Origin of the sequence: Pseudomonas azotoformans (assembly GCF_001579805.1) — a bacterium.
Lineage (GTDB): Bacteria > Pseudomonadota > Gammaproteobacteria > Pseudomonadales > Pseudomonadaceae > Aquipseudomonas > Aquipseudomonas azotoformans_A.
The window spans coordinates 1,806,879-1,826,550 of the sequence record NZ_CP014546.1 but is presented as its reverse complement, the minus strand read 5'-3'; the positions used below and the strand labels follow the sequence as shown (position 1 = coordinate 1,826,550).

The following is a 19,672-nucleotide window of genomic DNA, read 5'->3' as shown; positions in this document are numbered from 1 at the left end:
GTGGGAGCTGGCTTGCCTGCTCCCACATTTGATTTTGGTGTTCCTTTAGTTATTCATTAACTCACACAGCGCGTGCACTTCATCCTCACTGAACAACCCCGCCGGGTAACGTTCACTCATCACGCTGCGCAGGTCAGGCGGTTGCCTGATCTGCCGCGAGCCGTTTTCCTTCAACCAGAGCGCCAGCGCATGGATCGCGTCGCCGTTGACCCGCAAAGGGTGGAACGTGCGCGTGTACATCAGGTTGATATCGGCATTCATTTCAGCGCTCTCTCCTACTGCGTGAGCGGCTAACTTACTCAAGGTTTATGACAGAACTGCGCAGTCATCGCCTTGGGCTACTGTCACAACGGCGATACAAGAGCTATGCCAATGTCTCGGGCCCATAGGCGTTTGGACACAAAAAAGCCCGCGACCTGTCTGGGCCGCGGGCTTGTTGTGGACGCCTGAACCGATCAGCGCCGGTTCGTCGTCATGGTGCTGTTACAACTGCACTCAATTTTTGTGCGGCGCTGGCTGCTGTTGGGTCAGGCAATGGATATTGCCGCCACCCAGTAACAGTTCGCGGCCCGGCACCATCACCACTTCATGCTGCGGGAACAGGTCCTGCAGGATGGCCTTGGCCTGGCTGTCCAGCGGGTCGTCGAAGCTCGGCGCGATGATGCCGCCGTTGACGATCAGGAAGTTGACGTAGGAACCGGCCAGCCGCACGGTCGGATTGCGCTCCTGGCTGCCGTCAACCGGGTCGACGCCCGCGCATTCTTCCTCGGTCGCGTACAGCGGGCCTGGGATCGGCATTTTATGCACTGTGAACGAGCGTCCCTGGGCGTCGGTGCTGCTTTGCAGCACGTCCATGGCGGCGTGGCAACGCGCGTAGTTCGGGTCTTGCGGGTCGTCGGTCCAGGCCAGCAGCACTTCGCCTGGGCGCACGTAGCAGCAGAAGTTATCCACATGGCCGTCGGTTTCGTCGTTGAACAGACCGTCCGGCAGCCAGATGATTTTATCCACAGCCAGATTGGCACTCAGCACGGCTTCGATCTCGGCACGACCGAGGTGTGGGTTGCGATTGCGGTTGAGCAGGCATTCTTCAGTGGTGATCAGGGTGCCTTCGCCGTCCACATGGATCGAGCCGCCTTCCAGCACAAAGCCTTCGGTGCGATAGCGCGGTGCGCGTTCGATTTCGAGGATCTTGCCGCCGACCTGGGCGTCGCGGTTCCACGGCGAATACAGGCCACCATCAAAACCGCCCCAGGCATTGAAGTCCCAGTTCACGCCGCGCACTTCGCCATTGTTGTTGATCACGAAGGTTGGGCCGGTGTCGCGCACCCAGGCGTCATCGCTGGACATCTCGACCACGCGGATATTCGGCACATCCAGGCGTGCGCGGGCATTTTCGTACTGGCCGGCGGATACCGCCACGGTGACCGGTTCAAACCGAGCAATGGCCTTGGCCACCGCCACATGAGCGGCTTGCGCCGGTTTGCCACCCAGGCGCCAGTTGTCCGGGCGCTCAGGCCAGATCATCCAGGTCTGGGTCTGTGGCGCCCATTCGGCAGGCATATGAAAGCCATCGGCGCGGGGGGTGCTGTGCAGGGTGGTCATGGCGATCAGGACTCCGAATGGGGGGGTGAAGGCCGACTTTATAGCGGATAAAAATCGGCTTTAAAAGCAACTTAGGATGATAGCGGGTGAATATTACAATGATTAGCCGATAACAATCGATTAATCACAGTTGCTCATCGAGCACCTTCGACAGCATGTCGACGAAAAAATCCACACTACGCCGGGACGTGACCATCGGCGGCTTGATCTTGAGAATGTTCAAATAGTCACCCGTGGGCTGCATGAAAATCCCCAGCTCCCGCAGGCGATCACACAGCAACGTGGTTTCTTCGGTGGCCGGTTCCAGGGTTTGCCGGTCGCGCACCAACTCCAGCCCGAGGTAAAAACCGGAACCATGGACGGCACCGACTAATGGATGACGATCAATCAGTTCCTCCAACCTTGCCTTGAAATGCCCGCCAACCACCTGGGCGTTTTCCCACAGATTTTCCTCTTCCATTACATCCAGCACCGCCATGCCAATGCGGCAACTGACAGGACTGCCTCCCGACGACGAGAAAAAGTAACCTTCGGCCTCCAGCGCTTCGGCAATTTCACGCCGGGTAATCACCGCGCCCAGCGGCTGGCCATTGCCCATGCCCTTGGCCATGGTAATGATATCGGGCACCACGCCCTGTTCTTCAAAGCCCCAGAAAAAATGCCCCATCCGGCCGTAACCCACTTGCACTTCATCGGCGATGCACACGCCGCCCTGGGCGCGGACAAGTCCGTACACCTCCTGCAAATAGCCCGGCGGCAACGAGATACCACCGGCATTGCCATACACCGGCTCGCAGATGAAACCCGCCAGTTGGCGTTTGCTCGCGGCGATTTTCGCCAGGTTGTGTTCCACGCTTCGTACGTAATCCGGCGCACTGTCCTGCCCACGGAACTCGCCTCGATAAGTATTGGGCGCGGTCACCGGGTGTACCCAGTCCGGACGGCTGCTCAATGCCTGAGGGTTATCGGCAATCGAGGTGGACACCGCGTCCGCCGCCACCGACCAGCCATGGTAAGCCTCCAGCACGCTGAGCATGTCGCGCCCGCCGCTGTAGGCCCAGGCCAGGCGGATCGCCAGGTCATTGGCCTCAGTGCCGCTGTTGACCAGGAATACCCGGTCCATGCCCTCAGGCGCCAGCGCCAGCAAGCGCTCGGAAAACTCGGCAATCGCCGCGTAGTGGAAACGCGAGTTGGTATTGAGCAACGACCACTGCCGCGCCGCCACCGCCGCCATCCGCGGGTGGCCGTGGCCCAACACTGCGACGTTGTTGAGCATGTCCAGGTAGGAACGGCCCTGCATATCGATCAGATGGTTGCGCCAGCCACGTTCGATGCGCGGCGGGTCGACGTAATAATGCTTTTGCGAACGGGCGAAACTGGCGTCGCGACGGGCCAGCAGGGCCTCGGGGTCCAGCTCGGGCTCGGCATCGCAGGCCAGCCCCAACAACGCGGCCGGCGATGGGCACAGCGTTTGCCAAGCCTGTGCCCGGGAAGGTGTGCAGAACAGCGGGGCGGGGCAGTCAAAACGGCATAATTGCACGGTGAGCGGGCCTTCGACCTCACCGATCACCTGGCCCTTCAGCACCGCAGCACCTGGCTGAAGCTGTGCTTTAACGCCCCATAGCCGCACGCTTGCCTCGCTGCTGTGTACCTGCAGCTCACCGTGGGCGTCCCGTCGCACAACACCTGCAAACGGCGCTTCGACGGAGGTACCCAACGGCACGTGCAGTTCGACATGCAGCGGGAACGTCTCTGGCTCATTCGCGCTGTCGGCCTCGGTACGCGACAAACGGTATTGCCCATAACGACTCGCCGCCAGGCCATGCACCGCCGCTGCTTCCTGTAACAGGCGCTGATCAATGCCGGATTGCTCCCAGTTTCCTGCCTCAAAATGCGGGCTGAGGACGCCCAGGTCGATCAACGCAAACTCGCGCCCCACCAACCCCGGCAACAAGGGCGCAAAACCCTGGCTGGCGATCGGTGCGGGCGCCTGACTGACACATCCCAGAATCGCCGCCTCCATCAACTCAAACGGCACTGACGTCGCCACGTGGAAGATTTCCCACTCATGCTCGGCGTTTTTCAGCAGGTAACTGTTATCCGGATCCAAGCGTTGCTGCTGCTCACTGCTCAACACCAGCACCGCCGCACGGGCGACAATCAGCGGCCACAGCGCCTGCAATTCTTCGTGCTGCAACGGCGTCACCGCGTGACACGCCTGGATCGCCGGCAAGATCGCAAAGGGATCGCCGTCGGCGTGGTGCAGCAATGCCGCACAAGTCACCGACAGATCGGCAATGCGCCAGGTGTGCACGAGGTCACCGAAATCGATCACGCCTTGAAGTTGCCAATGACGTTGAGCATCACGTTGCCACACCACGTTGTCGTCAGTGATGTCCATATGCACCGCTTGCCAAGGCAGGTGATCGGCCAGGGGTCGGATACGCTTTTCGACCTGCTCGGCCACTTGCTCCAGTGCCGGGCGGTGCGCAAGATTGTCCAGCGTCGCCAGCAGATGCTTGATCAAAGCCTGCGCGTGGCGCGGGTCCCATTGCAGCGTGCGGTCCAGGCCCGGATGCTCGAACCGCGCCAGCGCCTGACTCATGCGCCCACACAGGTCACCAAACCCGGCGATCACCCTGCGCCCCAGGTGAGGCAGATGGGTCAACGGCTGGCCATCGATATAGTCCAGCACCCGCACGTGCAGGGCCTGGCCGTCGAGGCTCAGGGTCAACAGCTCGTCCCCCGTCAAGGACTTGATGACCTTGGGTACGCGTACAGCCTGCAGGCTATTGAGTGCGGCGTGTTGGGCGTGCAGCTCTAACGCGGCGTAGTCACCCCGGCAGATTTTCAGAACAAACCGGCCGCGAGGGCTGTCGACTTTGTAGTTGAGGTCTTGTTGGCTGCCCAATGATTGCAAGGTGCCAGTGAGGCCGTAATGCTGTTCGAGCAACCGAGCCGCCTGGTCGGGGCCTACTTGCGGGCAGGGTAGACTGGCGCGATGGATCAGGGTGGCGAGCAGCATGGGGTTGGCCTCGGCTTTTTTAGGCGTGTATATCGCCATTGTTCAGGGGGATTAGGCAACCCCTGAGGCATGCCGCACTTGCTCCTGACCGCCACACAACTCAAGCTATGCTTCACTCGCTTGATGTCCGTCTAAGGAAAAGGCCCTCCGACATGCGCATTCTCATCACCGGTGGCGCCGGGTTTATCGGCTCCGCCCTGATCCGCCACCTGATTCAACATACCGAGCACGAAGTGCTCAACCTGGACAAACTCACTTACGCCGGTAACCTGGAGTCGCTGAGCAGCATCGCGTCCAACAGCCGCTATGAGTTTGTCCAAGCCGATATCATCGACCAGGCCGCCGTCAGTACCGTGCTGGAGCGCTTCGAGCCCCAGGCGATCATGCATTTGGCGGCAGAGTCTCATGTCGACCGATCCATTGACGGTCCATCGGACTTTATCCAGACCAATATCGTCGGCACCTACAGCCTGCTGGAAGCTGCCCGCGCTTATTGGCACAGGTTGGCAGAGCCGGCCAAGAGCGCCTTTCGTTTCCACCACATCTCGACCGACGAAGTGTATGGCGACCTGCATGGCGTAGACGACCTGTTCACCGAGACCACCCCGTACGCACCCAGCTCGCCCTACTCGGCCAGCAAAGCTGCGTCCGATCACTTGGTGCGCGCATGGCAGCGTACCTACGGCCTGCCCGTCTTGCTGACCAACTGCTCAAACAACTACGGGCCGTTCCACTTCCCGGAGAAGCTGATTCCGCTGGTAATACTCAACGCACTCGCCGGCAAGCCACTCCCGGTCTATGGTGATGGTTTACAGGTGCGTGACTGGCTCTTCGTAGAAGACCATGCGCGCGCATTGCTGAAGGTTGTAACCGAAGGTGTCGTTGGCGAGACCTACAATATCGGTGGCCACAATGAGCAAAAAAACATCGACGTCGTACGCGGCATCTGTGGTTTGCTGGAAGAATTGGCACCACAACGCCCCTCCGGCGTCGAGCGGTTCACCGACCTGATCACGTTCGTCAAAGACCGCCCAGGCCACGATCAGCGTTATGCAATCGATGCCAGCAAGATCGAACGTGAGCTAGGCTGGGTTCCTGAGGAAACCTTCGAGACCGGTCTGCGCAAGACCGTGCAGTGGTACCTCGATAACCTGGAGTGGTGCCGCAGGGTGCAGGACGGTAGTTATCAGGGTGAACGATTGGGCAATACCGACATGAAGGATCTGATTGCATGATGAAGGGAATCGTATTGGCCGGTGGCTCAGGCACCCGTTTGCACCCCATTACCCTGGGCGTGTCCAAGCAATTGCTGCCGGTGTATGACAAGCCGATGATCTACTACCCGATCTCGGTACTGATGCTGGCGGGCATCAAGGACATCCTGATAATTTCCACCCCGGTGGATTTACCCCAGTACCGCAACCTGCTCGGGGATGGCAGCCAGTTCGGGGTGCGGTTCAGCTATGCGGAACAACCCTCTCCGGATGGTCTGGCCCAGGCATTTATCATCGGCGAAGAATTCATAGGCACTGATCCTGTCTGCCTGATCCTGGGCGACAACATTTTCCACGGTGCGTATTTCGGCGATCAACTACGTGCAGCAGCCAAGCGTCCTTCCGGCGCCACGGTATTCGGCTACTGGGTCAAGGACCCGGAGCGTTTTGGCGTGATCGATTTCGACCAGGAAGGCCGGGCCCTCTCCATCGAAGAAAAGCCTCTCAAGCCGAAGTCACCCTATGCCGTAACCGGCCTGTACTTCTACGACAACGACGTGATCGACATCGCCAAGGCGGTCAAGCCCTCGCACCGCGGCGAGCTGGAGATCACGGACGTGAACAACGCCTACCTCAAGCGCGGCGACCTTCATGTGGAACGCTTCGGCCGAGGTTTCGCCTGGCTCGATACCGGCACCCACGACAGCCTGCTGGAAGCCTCGCTGTATGTGCAAACCATTGAACACCGCCAGGGCCTGAAAGTGGCATGCCTGGAAGAAATTGCTTACCAGAATCGCTGGATTGATCGTGAGTATTTGCTGGAACGGGCCAAATATTTTGGCAAGACCGGCTATGGTCAATACTTGTTCACCCTCGCAGGGGATAATCCATATGAATGTATCCGCCACTGAGTTGCCCGGTGTTTTGATCATCGAGCCGAAGGTTTTTGGCGATGAACGCGGTTTTTTCTATGAGAGTTTCAATGCCCGGGACTTTGCCCACGCTACCGGGCTGCAACAAGAGTTTGTGCAGGACAACCACTCACGTTCGCAACGAGGCGTGTTGCGGGGCCTGCACTACCAAGTGGAACACGCCCAAGGCAAGCTGGTGCGTGTGACTGCCGGGGAAGTATTGGATGTAGCGGTCGATATCCGCCGCAGTTCACCGGCATTCGGCAAGTGGGCAGGCGTGCGGTTATCTGCGAACAACAGCCGCCAACTGTGGATTCCTCCGGGGTTTGCCCATGGCTTTGTAGTGCTCAGCGAATACGCCGAGTTCCTCTACAAGACAACCGACTACTACACCCCCTCTGCCGAACGCTGCATCCGCTGGGACGATCCAGAACTCAATATCGACTGGCAACTCAACGGTTCCCCAACCTTATCCGCCAAGGATCAAAACGGCATAAGCCTCAGAGATGCGGATCTGTTTCCATGACCGCGTCCTTGAAAATTCTCATCACCGGCCAACACGGCCAAGTCTCCCATGAACTGCAAACTCGGCTCCAAGGCCTGGGCGAACTCGTGGTTCTGGGCCGCAGCCAGCTTGACCTGGCTAACGCAGACCACATTCGCCAGCAAGTGCGCAACCATCGTCCCGACCTGATCATCAACGCCGCTGCCCACACTGCGGTCGATCTGGCCGAAAGCGAGCCGGACGCCGCCTTCGCCATCAACGCCATTGCCCCCGGTGCTCTCGCGGAGGAAGCCAAAACCCTAGGCATCCCGCTGATCCACTATTCCACCGACTACGTGTTCGACGGCAGCAAGCCAGCGCCCTACACCGAAGCCGATACGCCAAACCCGCTGGGCGTCTACGGCCAGAGCAAACTGGCCGGCGAGCAGGCCATTGCGGCCGTCGGCGGCCAATACCTGATCCTGCGCACCAGTTGGGTCTACTCCAACCACGGCAAGAACTTCCTGCTGACCATGCAGCGCTTGCTGCAGGAGAAGCCACAACTGCGCATCGTTGCCGACCAGATCGGCGCGCCGACCTGGGCCGGCAGCATTGCCAACAGCACGCGTGCATTGATCGAGCGCTGGCAAGCCGGCAAATCAGGGGAATGGGGTCTCTACCACCTGACCGCCGCAGGCGAAACCTCATGGTTCGGTTTTGCCGAGGCCATTGGCGAGCACCTGCGCAAACAGGGAAAGGTCTGCGCCGAACTGGAGCCGATCCCTTCTAGCGCTTATCCAACACCCGCCAAGCGCCCGCTGAACTCGCGTCTCGATTGCAGCCGTCTGCGGCAGCAATGGCACGTCAGCCTGCCCCACTGGCAAGACGCATTGCGCGAGTGTCTTGCAGAGCTGCACTAGGCATAATGCGCCTGTACCCACAGGCGCACGACTCCCATGACTCCACCCCTCCCACGTAGACCCCGCTGGCGCAGCCTCGCCTTGTTGGCGTTGTGCCTGGCACCGCTGCTGTGGCCGCTGGAGCACCTGGCCGAGCGTTATTACCGTAGTGAGCTGGCCGGCCAGAACCGCCAGACCCTCGACCTGTACGTGGCCAACTTACTTGGCACGCTGCACCGTTATGAGGTGCTGCCGCAGATTCTCGGCGACTTGCCGGCCTTGCGCACCGCGCTGGATGCGCCTGGGGTCAGCACCAACCTGGTCAACGCCAACCTGCTGCTCAAGGACGTCGCCGCCCAGGCCGGGGTGGAGGTGATGTACCTGATGGACACCACCGGCAAGACCCTGGCCGCGTCCAACTGGGACAAGCAAGACAGCTTCGTCGGGCGCAACTTCTCGTTCCGGCCTTATTTCAGCGAGGCCATGGACGGACGCCTGGGGCGGTTTTTCGGGTTGGGCACCACCTCGGCCAAGCGTGGTTACTTTTTCGCCGCCGCCGTGCGTGATGGCGATACGATCATCGGCGTGCTGGTGGTCAAGGTCGACCTGGACCACACCGAAAGCCTGTGGGGCAACACCCCGGAGCAACTGCTGGTCACCGACCACAATGGCGTGGTGATCCTGACCTCACGCCCACAATGGCGATTCCGCGCCACCCGGCCACTGACGGCTGAAGAACGCCAGGCCATCATCGCCATCCAGCCCTACCCGACCCGCGATCCACAGCCGCTGAGCCTGAGCAACACCGCCTGGCTGCGCCAATCCACGGCCATCGCCGAAACCGGCTGGAACGTGGAAATCCTCGCGCCGCGCTCGCTGATCAACCGCCCGGTGCGCACGGTGGTCGCCGTGGGCGGCGCTACGCTGTTGGTGTTGATGTTGCTGCTCGGTTTGATGATGCAACGTCGCCGCCATTACCTGGAACGCATTGCGTTCGAAGCCAAGGCCCGTCGCGAGCTGGAAGCGCGGGTGGTGGAGCGGACCAGTGACCTCGAAGGCCTCAACCGGCGCCTGAAACAGGAAGTGCTGGAGCGCGAACACGCCCAGCAGGAGTTGGTACGCGCCCAGGATGACCTGGTGCAGGCGGGCAAACTGTCGGCGCTGGGCACCATGTCGGCGAGCATCAGCCATGAACTCAATCAGCCCCTGGCGGCGATTCGCAGCTATGCAGAGAATGCTGAAATCCTGCTCGACCATGAGCGCACCACCGATGCACGGGGCAATCTCAAACTGATCAGCGAGCTGACCGGGCGCATGGCCTCGATCATCGCCCACCTGCGCGCCTTTGCCCGCCGCGACCGCCATGCGCCCGAGAGTGTGGCCCTGCAACCGGCCCTGGATGATGCACTGGCGTTGCTGGCCAAGCGGCGGCGGTCGATGGAGGTCGAGCTGATCCGCGATTTGCCCGAAGCGACGCTGTGGGTCCAGGCCGGTGAAACCCGCCTGCGTCAGGTGCTGGGCAACCTGCTGGCCAACGCCCTCGACGCGCTCACCGAAAAAGGCCCGCCGCGTAAACTCTGGCTGAGTGCCGAAACCACCGAACAGGGCGTCAACCTGTACATTCGCGACAACGGCCCGGGCTTTTGCATGGAGGCCCTGGGCCGCGCCAGCGAGCCGTTCTACACCACCAAGACCCGCACCCAGGGGCTTGGCTTGGGGCTGGCAATCTGTGACACCCTGATGCGTGCCTTTGGCGGCGAACTGCTGTTTGCCAACCACAAGGAAGGCGGCGCGCTGTTAACCTTGAAATTGCGTGCCGGTGCGCCGGGCGTCAGTCTGCAACCGTCCGAGGACCGCAGTGTATGAGTATCGATAACCAGATTCAGGTGGTGTTGATCGACGACGATCCACACCTGCGTCAGGCCCTGTGCCAGACCCTGGACCTGGCCGGGCTGAAGGTCCTGACCCTGGGCGAAGCCACCGGCCTCACCGCGCGCCTGTCGCGGGACTGGCCGGGCGTGGTGGTCAGCGACATCCGCATGCCCGGCATGGACGGCTTGGAGCTGCTCGCCGAACTGCATGGCCAGGACCCAGACCTGCCGGTGCTGCTGATCACCGGCCACGGCGACGTGCCGCTGGCGGTGCAAGCTATGCGCGCCGGCGCCTATGACTTCCTGGAAAAACCGTTTGCCAGCGACGCCCTGCTCGACAGCGTGCGCCGCGCCCTGGCCCTGCGCCGGCTGGTGCTGGACAACCGCAGCCTGCGTCTTGCTCTCAGCGACCGCCAGCAACTGAGCACGCGCCTGGTGGGCCACTCGCCGCAAATGCTGCGCCTGCGCGAGCAGATCGGCGCCCTGGCCGCGACCAAGGCCGATGTGCTGATCCTCGGTGAAACCGGCGCCGGCAAAGAGGTGGTAGCGCGCGCGCTGCATGATTTGTCGAGCCGCCGCAGCGGCCCGTTTGTGGCGATCAACGCAGGCGCCTTGGCCGAGTCGGTGGTGGAAAGCGAACTGTTCGGCCACGAACCCGGCGCCTTTACCGGCGCGCAGAAACGCCGTATCGGCAAGTTCGAATTCGCCAACGGCGGCACCTTGTTCCTCGATGAAATCGAAAGCATGAGCCTGGATGTACAGGTGAAACTCCTGCGCCTGTTGCAGGAGCGGGTGGTGGAGCGCCTGGGCGGCAATCAGCTGATCCCGCTGGATATCCGCATCATCGCCGCGACCAAGGAAGACCTGCGCCAGTCGGCCGACCAGGGCCGTTTCCGCGCCGACTTGTATTACCGCCTCAACGTCGCGCCGCTGCGTATTCCGCCGCTGCGCGAGCGGGGCGAGGATGCGCTGATGCTGTTCCAGCACTTCGCCGATGAGGCCAGCAGCCGCCACGGCCTGCCGCTGCACGAACTGCAACCCGGCCAGCGCGCGCTGCTGCTGCGCCATAGCTGGCCAGGCAATGTGCGCGAATTGCAGAACGCCGCCGAGCGCTTTGCTCTGGGCCTGGAACTGGCGCTGGACAACACACCGGACAATCCATCAGCTGGCGTGCTGACCTCCACGCCTGGCGGCCTGAGCGAGCAAGTCGAGCAGTTCGAAAAAAGCCTGATCGCCGCCGAGCTGACCCGCCCCCACAGCTCCATGCGCAGCCTCGCTGAAGCCTTGGGCGTACCGCGCAAGACCCTGCACGACAAGCTGCGCAAGCATGGCCTGAACTTCGCCAACCAAAGCAGCGACGACGAATGACAGCCCCCACCCGCCAAGAGGCCGCCATGAACCGCGACAGCCGTTACCTGGAATCCATCCTGCACCACGACATCCCCCTCACCCGGGAAATGGGCCTCAAGGTGCTCGACTGGAAACAGGGGCGGCTGGAACTGCATCTGCCCTTGCAAGCCAACATCAACCACAAAAGCACCATGTTCGGCGGAAGTTTATATTGCGGCGCGGTACTGGCGGGCTGGGGCTGGCTGCACTTGCAGTTGCGGGAAGAAGGGATTGAGGACGGGCATATTGTGATTCAGGAAGGACAGATCAGCTATCCGCTGCCGGTCACGCGGGATGCGACCGCGATTTGCACAGCACCCGAGGAAAAGGTGTGGCAGCGGTTCCTGGCGACCTACAAGCGCTATGGCCGCGCGCGGTTGACGCTGGAGACGTGGATTGTGAATGAAGGTAGCGAAGAACGCGCCGTTGCCTTCACAGGCCAGTACGTCCTACACCGCTAACCGCCACCCCACAAATGCCTCAGGAACGGGCCAGCGTCAGCAACCGCTCACGCCAAGCCGCCTTCGCCGGCAACGCCAGAAAGAACGGATTCAACAACGATGCCCGCGCCGGATAGCTGAACGGTTCACCGCTCAACTCCAACACCTCGCCTCCCGCCCCTTCCAGTACACCTTGGGCGGCCGCCGTGTCCCACTGGGAAGTCGGCGCCAGTCGCGGGTAGCAATCGGCACTGCCTTCAGCCAACAGGCAGAACTTCAACGAGCTGCCGATATTCGCCAGCTTCAATGCGCCCAGGCCCTCGCTCAAGCCGTCCAGCAAACGCTCCTGCTCAGGGCTGGAATGCCGACGGCTGGCCACCACGGTAAACGACTCACCTGCTGCGGGTGCCTCGCGCACCTGGATCTGCTTGGGTGCTTCATTCACATCCGAGCGCCAGGCGCCCAGGCCAGCGCCACCGAAGTAACAACGGCCGCTGGTGGGCATCGACACCACGCCGAACACCACGCGGCCTTGCTCGATCAGGGCGATGTTCACGGTGAATTCTTCGCTGCCGGCGATAAATTCCTTGGTACCGTCCAATGGGTCCACCAACCACCAGCGCTGCCAGCCGGCGCGCACGCTCTGGTCGATGTCGGCGTCTTCCTCGGACAACACCGGAATGCTCGGGTCCAGCGCGGTCAGGCCGGCCAGGATCAGGTGATGAGCGGCCAGATCCGCTGCCGTCACGGGCGAATCATCAGCCTTGGAGGTCACGGCCACGTCAGCACGCCAGTACGGCAAAATCACTTCACCGGCCTGACGAGCCAGTTCGATCACAGGGGCAATAAACGGGTGGCCTAAAAACAGTTCGCTCATGCGGTAAACGCTCCACGCTGGGTCAACAGGTCTCGTACCAGGTACAGCGCAGCCAGGGCACGGCCTTCGCTGAATTGCTCGTTTTGCGCGAGCATCGACAGTTCGCGCAGGTTGACCCGGTCCACACGCATCGGCTCAGGTTCATCGCCTTCCAGGCGTTCTTCATAGAGATCGGTGGCCAATACCACCTGGATTTTCTGGCTCATGTAGCCTGGCGACAGCGACAGTTCGGTGAGGTGCTCCAACTGACGGGCGCCGTAGCCGGCCTCTTCCTTGAGTTCGCGGTTTGCCGCCGCCAGTACGTCTTCGCCAGGTTCGATCAACCCTTTGGGCAACGACAACTCATATTCGTCGGTACCGCCGCAGTATTCTTCCACCAGCAATGCATGGTCCGCGTCGATCATTGCCACGATCATCACCGCGCCGTAACCGGCACCGCGGCCCACCAGGCGCTCGTAGGTCCGTTCAACGCCATTGGAAAAGCGCAGTTGCACTTCCTCCACGCGGAACAAACGGCTACTGGCGACTATTTCGCGGGCGAGGACGGTGGGTTTCTGGCGCATGAGCGGCTCCTTGGCGTGATCGGGTTACTATACCGTGGCTTTTCCGATTGTCTGTGTCGGATATTTTTACTTACATGAGACCGCCCCATGCCTTCTTTGCCCTGGCACGCCATCGACACTGTCCTGCTGGACATGGACGGCACCCTGCTCGACCTGCATTTCGACAACCACTTCTGGATGGAGCACCTGCCCCAGCGCTACGCCGAGCTGCACGGTGTAAGCCGCGCCATGGCCGAGATGGAGTTGCAGCCCCTGTTCGAGCGTAACGCCGGACAGTTGCAATGGTATTGCCTGGATTTCTGGAGTGCGGAACTGAAGATCCCGGTACGCGAACTCAAGCTGGAAACCGCCCACCTGATCGCCCTGCGCCCTGACGCCGACACCTTCCTGGCGGCAATCAAACAGGCCGGCAAGCGCGTGATCCTGATCACCAACGCTCATCGTGATTCGCTGTCATTGAAGTTGGAACGCATTGAACTGGCGCCGTATTTCGAACGGTTGATCAGCTCCCACGACTACGGTTTCGCCAAGGAAAACCCGCAGTTCTGGGATGCTCTGCAAGCCGACATCCACTTCGACCCGGCCCGCAGTCTGTTTATCGACGATACCTTGCCGATCCTGCGCAGCGCCCAGGCGTTTGGCGTCGGGCATTTGCTGGCGGTGAAGGAGCCAGACAGCCAGAAGGGGCCAAAGAACACGGCGGAGTTTGCAGCGGTGGGGGATTATCGCGAGCTGATTATCGGGTTGTAGGAGCGGACACGCCCGCCCCTACAGCGTGCTGCTTACTCAGGAATACGCAAAGTCTGCCCTGGGTAAATCTTGTCCGGATGCGACAATAGCGGCTTGTTGGCCTCGAAGATTTTGTTGTACTGGTTGGCGTTGCCATACACCGCCAGGGAAATCGCGCTGAGGGTGTCGCCCTTTTTTACCACGACAAAACGGGCGGCAGCCACGGCCGGGCCGGATACGGTGATCTGGTCATCCACACTGGCCACACCGGCGATATTGCCCAGCGCCAACAGGATCTTCTCTTTCTCTTCCTGGGTGGCGACTTCACCGGTCACGGTCACCTTGTCGCCATCCACTGTGGTCTGCACATTCGGATTACCCAGACCCACTTTGGACACATGGTCCTTCAACTGCTCGCTGGCGTTTGCATTACCCGGCGTCAACAGGTCGACAATCTTTTCGCCGGCTTCCTTGATAAAGCTGAAAATGCTCATAGTGCGCTCTCCTTGGGATTTGAGTTCCAGATGCCCAAGACTAGACCAGTCCTACGGATTTGGGTTCCGGCCCGGCCAAAGACCCAAACGCGCTAGAATCCCCCCGCCATTGGAATAAGCCCTGGAGCGAAGATGGACATCAAACAGCTGAAATTCCTCATCGCCCTCGACGAAACCCGTCACTTCGGCCAGGCGGCGGCGCGTTGCCACATCACCCAACCGACCCTGTCGATGCGCCTGCGCAACCTTGAGGAAGAGCTTGATCTGCCATTGGTCAATCGTGGCCAGCGCTTCGAAGGCTTTACCGCACCCGGCGAGCGCGTGCTGGCGTGGGCACGCACGGTATTGGCGGCTTATGACGGTTTGCAGGCCGAGGCGGCGGCTTGTCGCGGCAACCTGGTGGGCACATTGCGCCTGGGCGTGGTGCCACTGTCGAGCTTTGATCCTTTGGCCTTGATGCAGCAACTGCATAAGGAACACCCAAGCCTGCGCTTTGAGCTCTCCGCGCTCAGCTCGGAGCAGATCCTGGAACAACTGGCGAGTAACCGGCTGGATTTGGGCGTGTCCTACCTGGAACGCCTGGACAACGAGCGCTTCGACTCGCTGGCCTTGGGCGAAACCCGCATGGGCCTGCTCTACGACCAGCGCTTCTTCAGTTTCGGTGATACGCCGTTGAGCTGGGAGGCGCTGATCGAACTGCCGTTGGGCATGCTCACCAGCGGCATGCACTTTCGCCAATCCATCGACCACAACTTCCACAGCCGTGGGCTCAACCCGCAACCGCTGCTGCAGACCGACGCCGTCCATCAATTGTTACAAGCCGTGCACGGTGGATTGTGTTGCGCGGTGATGCCGCTGGATGGGGGCCTGGACGCACTCACCGAACACCTGCGCCTGCAGCCGATCGAGGACGCCCACACCCTCGCACGCCTGGGGCTGATCATGCGCCGCAGCGCGCCGCGCTCAGCACTGGCGGAGGCGTGTTTCGCGCTGTATCAGAAATCGCCAAACGAATCTTGATCGACGTCATCTATCGGTAGATCAGTACTGGCAATTAGACGCGACGCTTTGTCGCGCCTAGTCTAAACACTGATCAATCCGCCGGTGGTACTGCCCCATGAACGCCAAGCGCCCAGTCTGCGCGGCGCCCGCTCTCGAAACGCCAGCGCCCGCCGCCAGCCAGAGCTACCAGTATTGCAATCTCGAACACACAGAATCCGCCAGCACAGCCTTGGCGGAAGAAGTGGCGTTGGCGATTGCCTATAACGACATCAGCCAAGCGGTGATGCTGGTGACGCCGACGGACCTGGAAGACTTTATTGTCGGTTTCAGCATCGGTAGCGGCATTATCGCCGATGTTAGCGATATTTATGATCTGAAACTCAGCGGTTCGGGCTCAGCCCAATACGCTCAGGTGCAGATCTCCAGCCGCGCCTTCTGGAACCTCAAACAACAGCGCCGCCAGTTGGCTGGCGCCAGCGGCTGTGGCTTGTGTGGCGTGGAAGCCGTTGAACAGGCCCTGCCAGACCTCCAGGTATTGCCCGGCGCGCCCTTGCCGCCCGCCGAGTGGCTGGATGGCCTGCGCCAACGCATCAGCGCCTTTCAGCCCCTGGGCCAATACAGCGGCGCCGTGCATGCGGCCGTGTTCATGAACGGCCAGGGCGAGTTGTTGCTCGGTCGTGAAGACATCGGCCGGCACAACGCCCTGGATAAATTGATCGGCGCCTTGATCCGCCAAAAGATTCCGACCGAAGGCGGCCTGGCGATTGTTACCAGCCGTTGCAGCCTGGAGTTGATCCAGAAGGTCCTGCGCGCGGGCATCCAGACCCTGGTCAGCCTGTCGTCACCCACCGGACTGGCCCTGCAATGGGCCCGCCGGCATAACCTCAATCTCATCCACCTGCCGCAGAAAAGTGCGCCGCGGGTCTACAGCCCTGCGATGGAGAACCAGCCATGAGCCAGCACCACCAAGCCGACCAAACCCCCACCCCGCGCTACAAGCCTTACAAAGGCGCTGCGGGTGGGTGGGGCGCACTGATCAGCGTGGCGCAGGCCTGGCTGACCAGCGACAACGCGCTGAAAAACCTGCGCATGATGCTCAAGACCAACCAGAACGGCGGCTTCGACTGCCCCGGTTGTGCCTGGGGCGACTCGCCGGAAAGCGGCATGGTCAAGTTCTGCGAGAACGGCGCCAAGGCGGTGAACTGGGAAGCCACCAAGCGTCGCGTCGACGCGGCGTTCTTCGCTAAACACAGCGTGACCGCCCTGCTGGAGCAAAGCGACTACTGGCTGGAATACCAAGGCCGTCTGACCGAGCCGATGCGCTATGACGCCGAAACCGACCGCTACCAGCCCATCAGTTGGGAAGCGGCCTTCGACCTGGTCGGCAAGCACCTCAACGCCCTGCCGAGCCCGGACATGGCCGAGTTCTACACCTCGGGCCGCGCCAGCAACGAAGCGGCGTACCTGTATCAACTGTTCGTGCGCGCCTACGGCACCAACAACTTCCCCGACTGTTCGAACATGTGCCACGAAGCCAGCGGCGTTGCCCTGGCGCAAAGCGTGGGCGTCGGCAAAGGCACCGTGACCTTTGATGACTTCGAACACGCCGATGCGATTTTCGTCTGGGGCCAGAACCCCGGCACCAACCACCCGCGCATGCTCGAACCGCTGCGCGAGGCGGTCAAACGCGGCGCCCAGGTTGTGTGCATCAACCCGCTGAAAGAGCGCGGCCTGGAACGCTTCCAGCATCCGCAACACCCGCTGGAAATGCTCACCAACGGTGACAAACCGACCAACACCGCCTACTTCCGCCCGGCCTTGGGTGGCGACATGGCCATCCTGCGCGGCATGGCCAAGTTCCTGCTGCTGTGGGAACGCCAGGCCCAGGCCGAAGGCAAAGAAGCCGTGTTCGACCACGACTTCCTCAACGAACACACCGCCAACGTGCTGGATTACCTGGGCAAGATCGACGACACCTCCTGGGATGAAATCGTCGAACAGTCCGGCTTGACTCTGGTGGAGATCGAGCAAGCGGCGCGCATGTACGCCAAAGGCAAGAACGTGATCATGTGCTGGGCGATGGGCATCACCCAGCACCGCCATTCGGTGCCGACCATCCAGGAAATCGCCAACCTGATGCTGCTGCGCGGCAACATCGGCCGCCCAGGCGCCGGCCTGTGCCCGGTGCGTGGCCACAGTAACGTGCAGGGCGACCGCACCATGGGCATCAACGAACGTCCACCCGTGGCGTTCCTCGACTCCCTGGAACGGCGCTTCCAGTTCCAGGTGCCGCGCGTCAATGGCCACAACGTGGTCGAAGCGATTCACGCCATGCTTGAAGGCCGCTCCAAGGTGTTTATCGGCCTGGGTGGCAACTTCGCCCAAGCCACGCCGGACAGCCCGCGCACCTTCGAAGCCCTGCGTAATTGCGACCTGACCGTGCAGATCAGCACCAAGCTCAACCGCAGCCACCTGATGCACGGCAAAGACGCGCTGATCTTGCCGTGCCTGGGCCGTACCGACATCGACATCCAGGCCGACGGCCCGCAAGCGGTGACGGTGGAAGACTCGTTCAGCATGGTCCACGGTTCCAACGGCCAATTGCAGCCGCTGTCGAAGCTGATGAAGTCGGAGCCTGCGATTCTGGCCGGCATCGCTGCCGCCACCCTGGGCAGCAAGCCGGTGGATTGGAACTGGCTGGTGGCCGATTACGGGCGCATCCGCGACCTGATCGCCGACACCATTCCGGGCTTCAAGGACTTCAATGAGAAGATCAAGAATCCGGGTGGCTTCTACCTGGGCAACTCCGCCGGTGCACGTCGCTGGAACACCCCGTCGGGCCGCGCCAACTTCCGTCCGAATATCCTGCCCAAGGACCTGATCCACGAACGCACTCATGCGACCGGTCGTGTGCCCGACCTGATCATGCAATCGATGCGTTCCCACGATCAGTACAACACCACCATTTATGGCCTGGACGACCGCTACCGTGGGGTCAAGGGCCAGCGTGATGTGCTGTTCGTCAACGAAGCCGACATCATCCGCCTGGGCTTCAAGCCGGGACAGAAGGCCGACATCGTGTCGCTGTGGGAAGACGGTCGCGAGCGCCGCGTAAAGGGCTTCACCCTGCTGGCGTTTGATATTCCGGCTGGGCAGGCTGCGGCCTATTACCCGGAAGTGAACCCACTGGTGCCGCTGGAAAGCACGGGGGATGGCAGCCATACGCCGACGTCGAAGTTCGTGGCGATTCGTTTGGAAGCGGCGAGTGACAATGGCCTGATCATGGCTCGTTCGGCCTGATCAAGACTGTTGCGCTGGGCAGGTTTGTTGTAGTGAGCTGGCTGTTGTGGCGAGCGGGCTTGCCCCGCGTTGGGGGGCGCAGCCGCCCAATAAAACCGCCGCAGTCTGACTGAAAGAATCCGTGGCCTGTTTCAGGACTGCTTCGCAGCCCAACGCGGGGCAAGCCCGCTCGCCACAGGAATCCCGGGCACAAAAAAGGCCGCTTTTGCATAAAAGCGGCCATTCCGAAGTAGTTAAAGACTCACAAAAACGACTTAAGTTCCCCAACAAAAACAGTAACTTAGCGAATTGTGTACAACTCGTGTTACTGGTCGGATTTCTATTGTCACCACCCCGATACAGCCTCAGGATCGCGCCGTCATCCCCTTGAGGTCTCCCCTAATGAAGTTCTCCTCGATTCTCTTGTTGTCCCTTGGCCTGGTCAGTGGCGCAGCCATGGCCGGTGGCACCACCGAAGCCGGTGTGGGCGGCGCATTGGGCGGGGTTCTAGGTTCGGTAGTCGGCCAGTCGATCGGCGGCAACACCGGCTCGACCATCGGCGCAGCCCTGGGCGGCGCAGGCGGCAGCGCGGTGGGTGCGGACAAACGCAGCCGTGGCGAAGCGGCCATTGGTGGCGCCTTGGGCGCGGCCGGTGGCAACGTGGTGGGCCGCAGTGTCGGCGGCAGCACTGGCGCACTGATCGGCTCAGCGGCCGGCGGCGGTGCTGGTGGCGCGTTGGGTAACTACATGGGCAACAAGAGCGATGACGATGATCGTCGCTCCCGTGGGCGTGATAACCGTCGCTATGACCGCGATGATCACCGTGGCCGCGGTCATGCCTATGGCCATCGCAAGAACAAGCATCACTACCGTCACCGCTAAGGCCTGAGGGT

Annotated in this window: 18 protein-coding genes; 12 read left to right on the top strand and 6 right to left on the bottom strand. The window is 61.5% G+C overall.

The genetic code is table 11. The annotated features are described in order from the left end of the window. Positions 1-45 precede the first annotated feature (45 nt). The 3 genes from AYR47_RS08520 to AYR47_RS08510 form a co-directional block, all read right to left on the bottom strand. Positions 46-261 carry a hypothetical protein gene (locus AYR47_RS08520; RefSeq protein WP_033898691.1) on the bottom strand — a complete coding sequence of 72 codons (216 nt, stop codon included), beginning with the start codon at positions 259-261 and terminating at the stop codon, positions 46-48. A gap of 234 nt (positions 262-495) precedes the next feature. Beyond that, the gene (gene aguA / locus AYR47_RS08515; RefSeq protein WP_033898692.1) at positions 496-1,602 is read right to left on the bottom strand and encodes an agmatine deiminase; all 1,107 of its coding nucleotides are present in this window, start codon (positions 1,600-1,602) and stop codon (positions 496-498) included. A 124-nt stretch (positions 1,603-1,726) separates the two neighbouring features. Next, entirely contained in the window at positions 1,727-4,627 is a 2,901-nt protein-coding gene (locus AYR47_RS08510) for an aminotransferase (RefSeq protein ID WP_061434905.1), read from the bottom strand. Positions 4,628-4,779: 152 nt separating this feature from the next. Here AYR47_RS08510 and rfbB point away from each other — a divergent pair, with 152 nt between their 5' ends. Genes rfbB through AYR47_RS08475 form a run of 7 tightly spaced genes read left to right on the top strand, consistent with a single transcriptional unit; the run spans position 4,780 to position 11,856 of the window. Further along, positions 4,780-5,862 carry a dTDP-glucose 4,6-dehydratase gene (gene rfbB / locus AYR47_RS08505; RefSeq protein ID WP_033898694.1) on the top strand — a complete coding sequence of 361 codons (1,083 nt, stop codon included), beginning with the start codon at positions 4,780-4,782 and terminating at the stop codon, positions 5,860-5,862. After that, positions 5,859-6,752, top strand: a complete 894-nt coding sequence (rfbA, locus tag AYR47_RS08500) for a glucose-1-phosphate thymidylyltransferase RfbA (protein WP_061434903.1) — start codon at positions 5,859-5,861, stop codon at positions 6,750-6,752. The genes rfbB and rfbA overlap by 4 nt, the downstream gene beginning before the upstream one ends. Then, complete coding sequence (gene rfbC / locus AYR47_RS08495; RefSeq protein WP_033898696.1) at positions 6,733-7,278, top strand: dTDP-4-dehydrorhamnose 3,5-epimerase; 546 nt, start codon at positions 6,733-6,735, stop codon at positions 7,276-7,278. The genes rfbA and rfbC overlap by 20 nt, the downstream gene beginning before the upstream one ends. Further along, positions 7,275-8,156 carry a dTDP-4-dehydrorhamnose reductase gene (gene rfbD, locus AYR47_RS08490; protein ID WP_061434902.1) on the top strand — a complete coding sequence of 294 codons (882 nt, stop codon included), beginning with the start codon at positions 7,275-7,277 and terminating at the stop codon, positions 8,154-8,156. The genes rfbC and rfbD overlap by 4 nt, the downstream gene beginning before the upstream one ends. A 36-nt stretch (positions 8,157-8,192) precedes the next feature. Next, entirely contained in the window at positions 8,193-10,001 is a 1,809-nt protein-coding gene (locus AYR47_RS08485) for a sensor histidine kinase (protein ID WP_033898706.1), read from the top strand. Then, positions 9,998-11,374, top strand: coding sequence for a sigma-54-dependent transcriptional regulator (locus AYR47_RS08480; RefSeq protein WP_033898710.1), 1,377 nt, complete (start codon positions 9,998-10,000; stop codon positions 11,372-11,374). Before AYR47_RS08485 ends, AYR47_RS08480 begins: the two co-directional genes overlap by 4 nt. 26 nt (positions 11,375-11,400) lie before the next feature. Beyond that, positions 11,401-11,856 (top strand): YiiD C-terminal domain-containing protein, encoded by a 456-nt coding sequence (locus AYR47_RS08475; protein WP_033898712.1) that lies wholly within the window; start codon positions 11,401-11,403, stop codon positions 11,854-11,856. 19 nt (positions 11,857-11,875) lie between these two features. Here the strand turns inward: AYR47_RS08475 and cysQ are convergent, their stop codons facing one another. Together cysQ and nudE are read right to left on the bottom strand one after the other, a co-directional pair. Next, the gene (cysQ, locus tag AYR47_RS08470) at positions 11,876-12,712 is read right to left on the bottom strand and encodes a 3'(2'),5'-bisphosphate nucleotidase CysQ (RefSeq protein WP_033898713.1); all 837 of its coding nucleotides are present in this window, start codon (positions 12,710-12,712) and stop codon (positions 11,876-11,878) included. Beyond that, positions 12,709-13,275: an ADP compounds hydrolase NudE gene (nudE, locus tag AYR47_RS08465; protein ID WP_016979064.1), complete on the bottom strand. Its 567-nt coding sequence runs from the start codon at positions 13,273-13,275 to the stop codon at positions 12,709-12,711. Before nudE ends, cysQ begins: the two co-directional genes overlap by 4 nt. 87 nt (positions 13,276-13,362) lie before the next feature. Here nudE and yrfG point away from each other — a divergent pair, with 87 nt between their 5' ends. Next, entirely contained in the window at positions 13,363-14,025 is a 663-nt protein-coding gene (yrfG, locus tag AYR47_RS08460; protein ID WP_061434901.1) for a GMP/IMP nucleotidase, read from the top strand. A 32-nt stretch (positions 14,026-14,057) separates the two neighbouring features. Here the strand turns inward: yrfG and lysM are convergent, their stop codons facing one another. After that, on the bottom strand, positions 14,058-14,498 hold the full coding sequence (gene lysM / locus AYR47_RS08455; protein ID WP_033898718.1) for a peptidoglycan-binding protein LysM: 441 nt from the start codon (positions 14,496-14,498) through the stop codon (positions 14,058-14,060). Positions 14,499-14,630: 132 nt separating this feature from the next. Between lysM and AYR47_RS08450 the strand changes: the two genes are divergently transcribed. The 4 genes from AYR47_RS08450 to AYR47_RS08435 all read left to right on the top strand — a co-directional run bounded on the left by AYR47_RS08450 (position 14,631) and on the right by AYR47_RS08435 (position 19,661). Continuing rightward, positions 14,631-15,518, top strand: coding sequence for a LysR family transcriptional regulator (locus AYR47_RS08450; RefSeq protein ID WP_033898722.1), 888 nt, complete (start codon positions 14,631-14,633; stop codon positions 15,516-15,518). Between the two features lie 97 nt (positions 15,519-15,615). Further along, positions 15,616-16,455 carry a formate dehydrogenase accessory sulfurtransferase FdhD gene (gene fdhD, locus AYR47_RS08445; protein WP_033898725.1) on the top strand — a complete coding sequence of 280 codons (840 nt, stop codon included), beginning with the start codon at positions 15,616-15,618 and terminating at the stop codon, positions 16,453-16,455. Next, positions 16,452-18,800: an FdhF/YdeP family oxidoreductase gene (locus AYR47_RS08440; protein ID WP_061434900.1), complete on the top strand. Its 2,349-nt coding sequence runs from the start codon at positions 16,452-16,454 to the stop codon at positions 18,798-18,800. The genes fdhD and AYR47_RS08440 overlap by 4 nt, the downstream gene beginning before the upstream one ends. Positions 18,801-19,181: 381 nt before the next feature. After that, entirely contained in the window at positions 19,182-19,661 is a 480-nt protein-coding gene (locus AYR47_RS08435; protein ID WP_016979058.1) for a glycine zipper domain-containing protein, read from the top strand. The last annotated feature ends 11 nt before the right edge of the window (positions 19,662-19,672 follow it).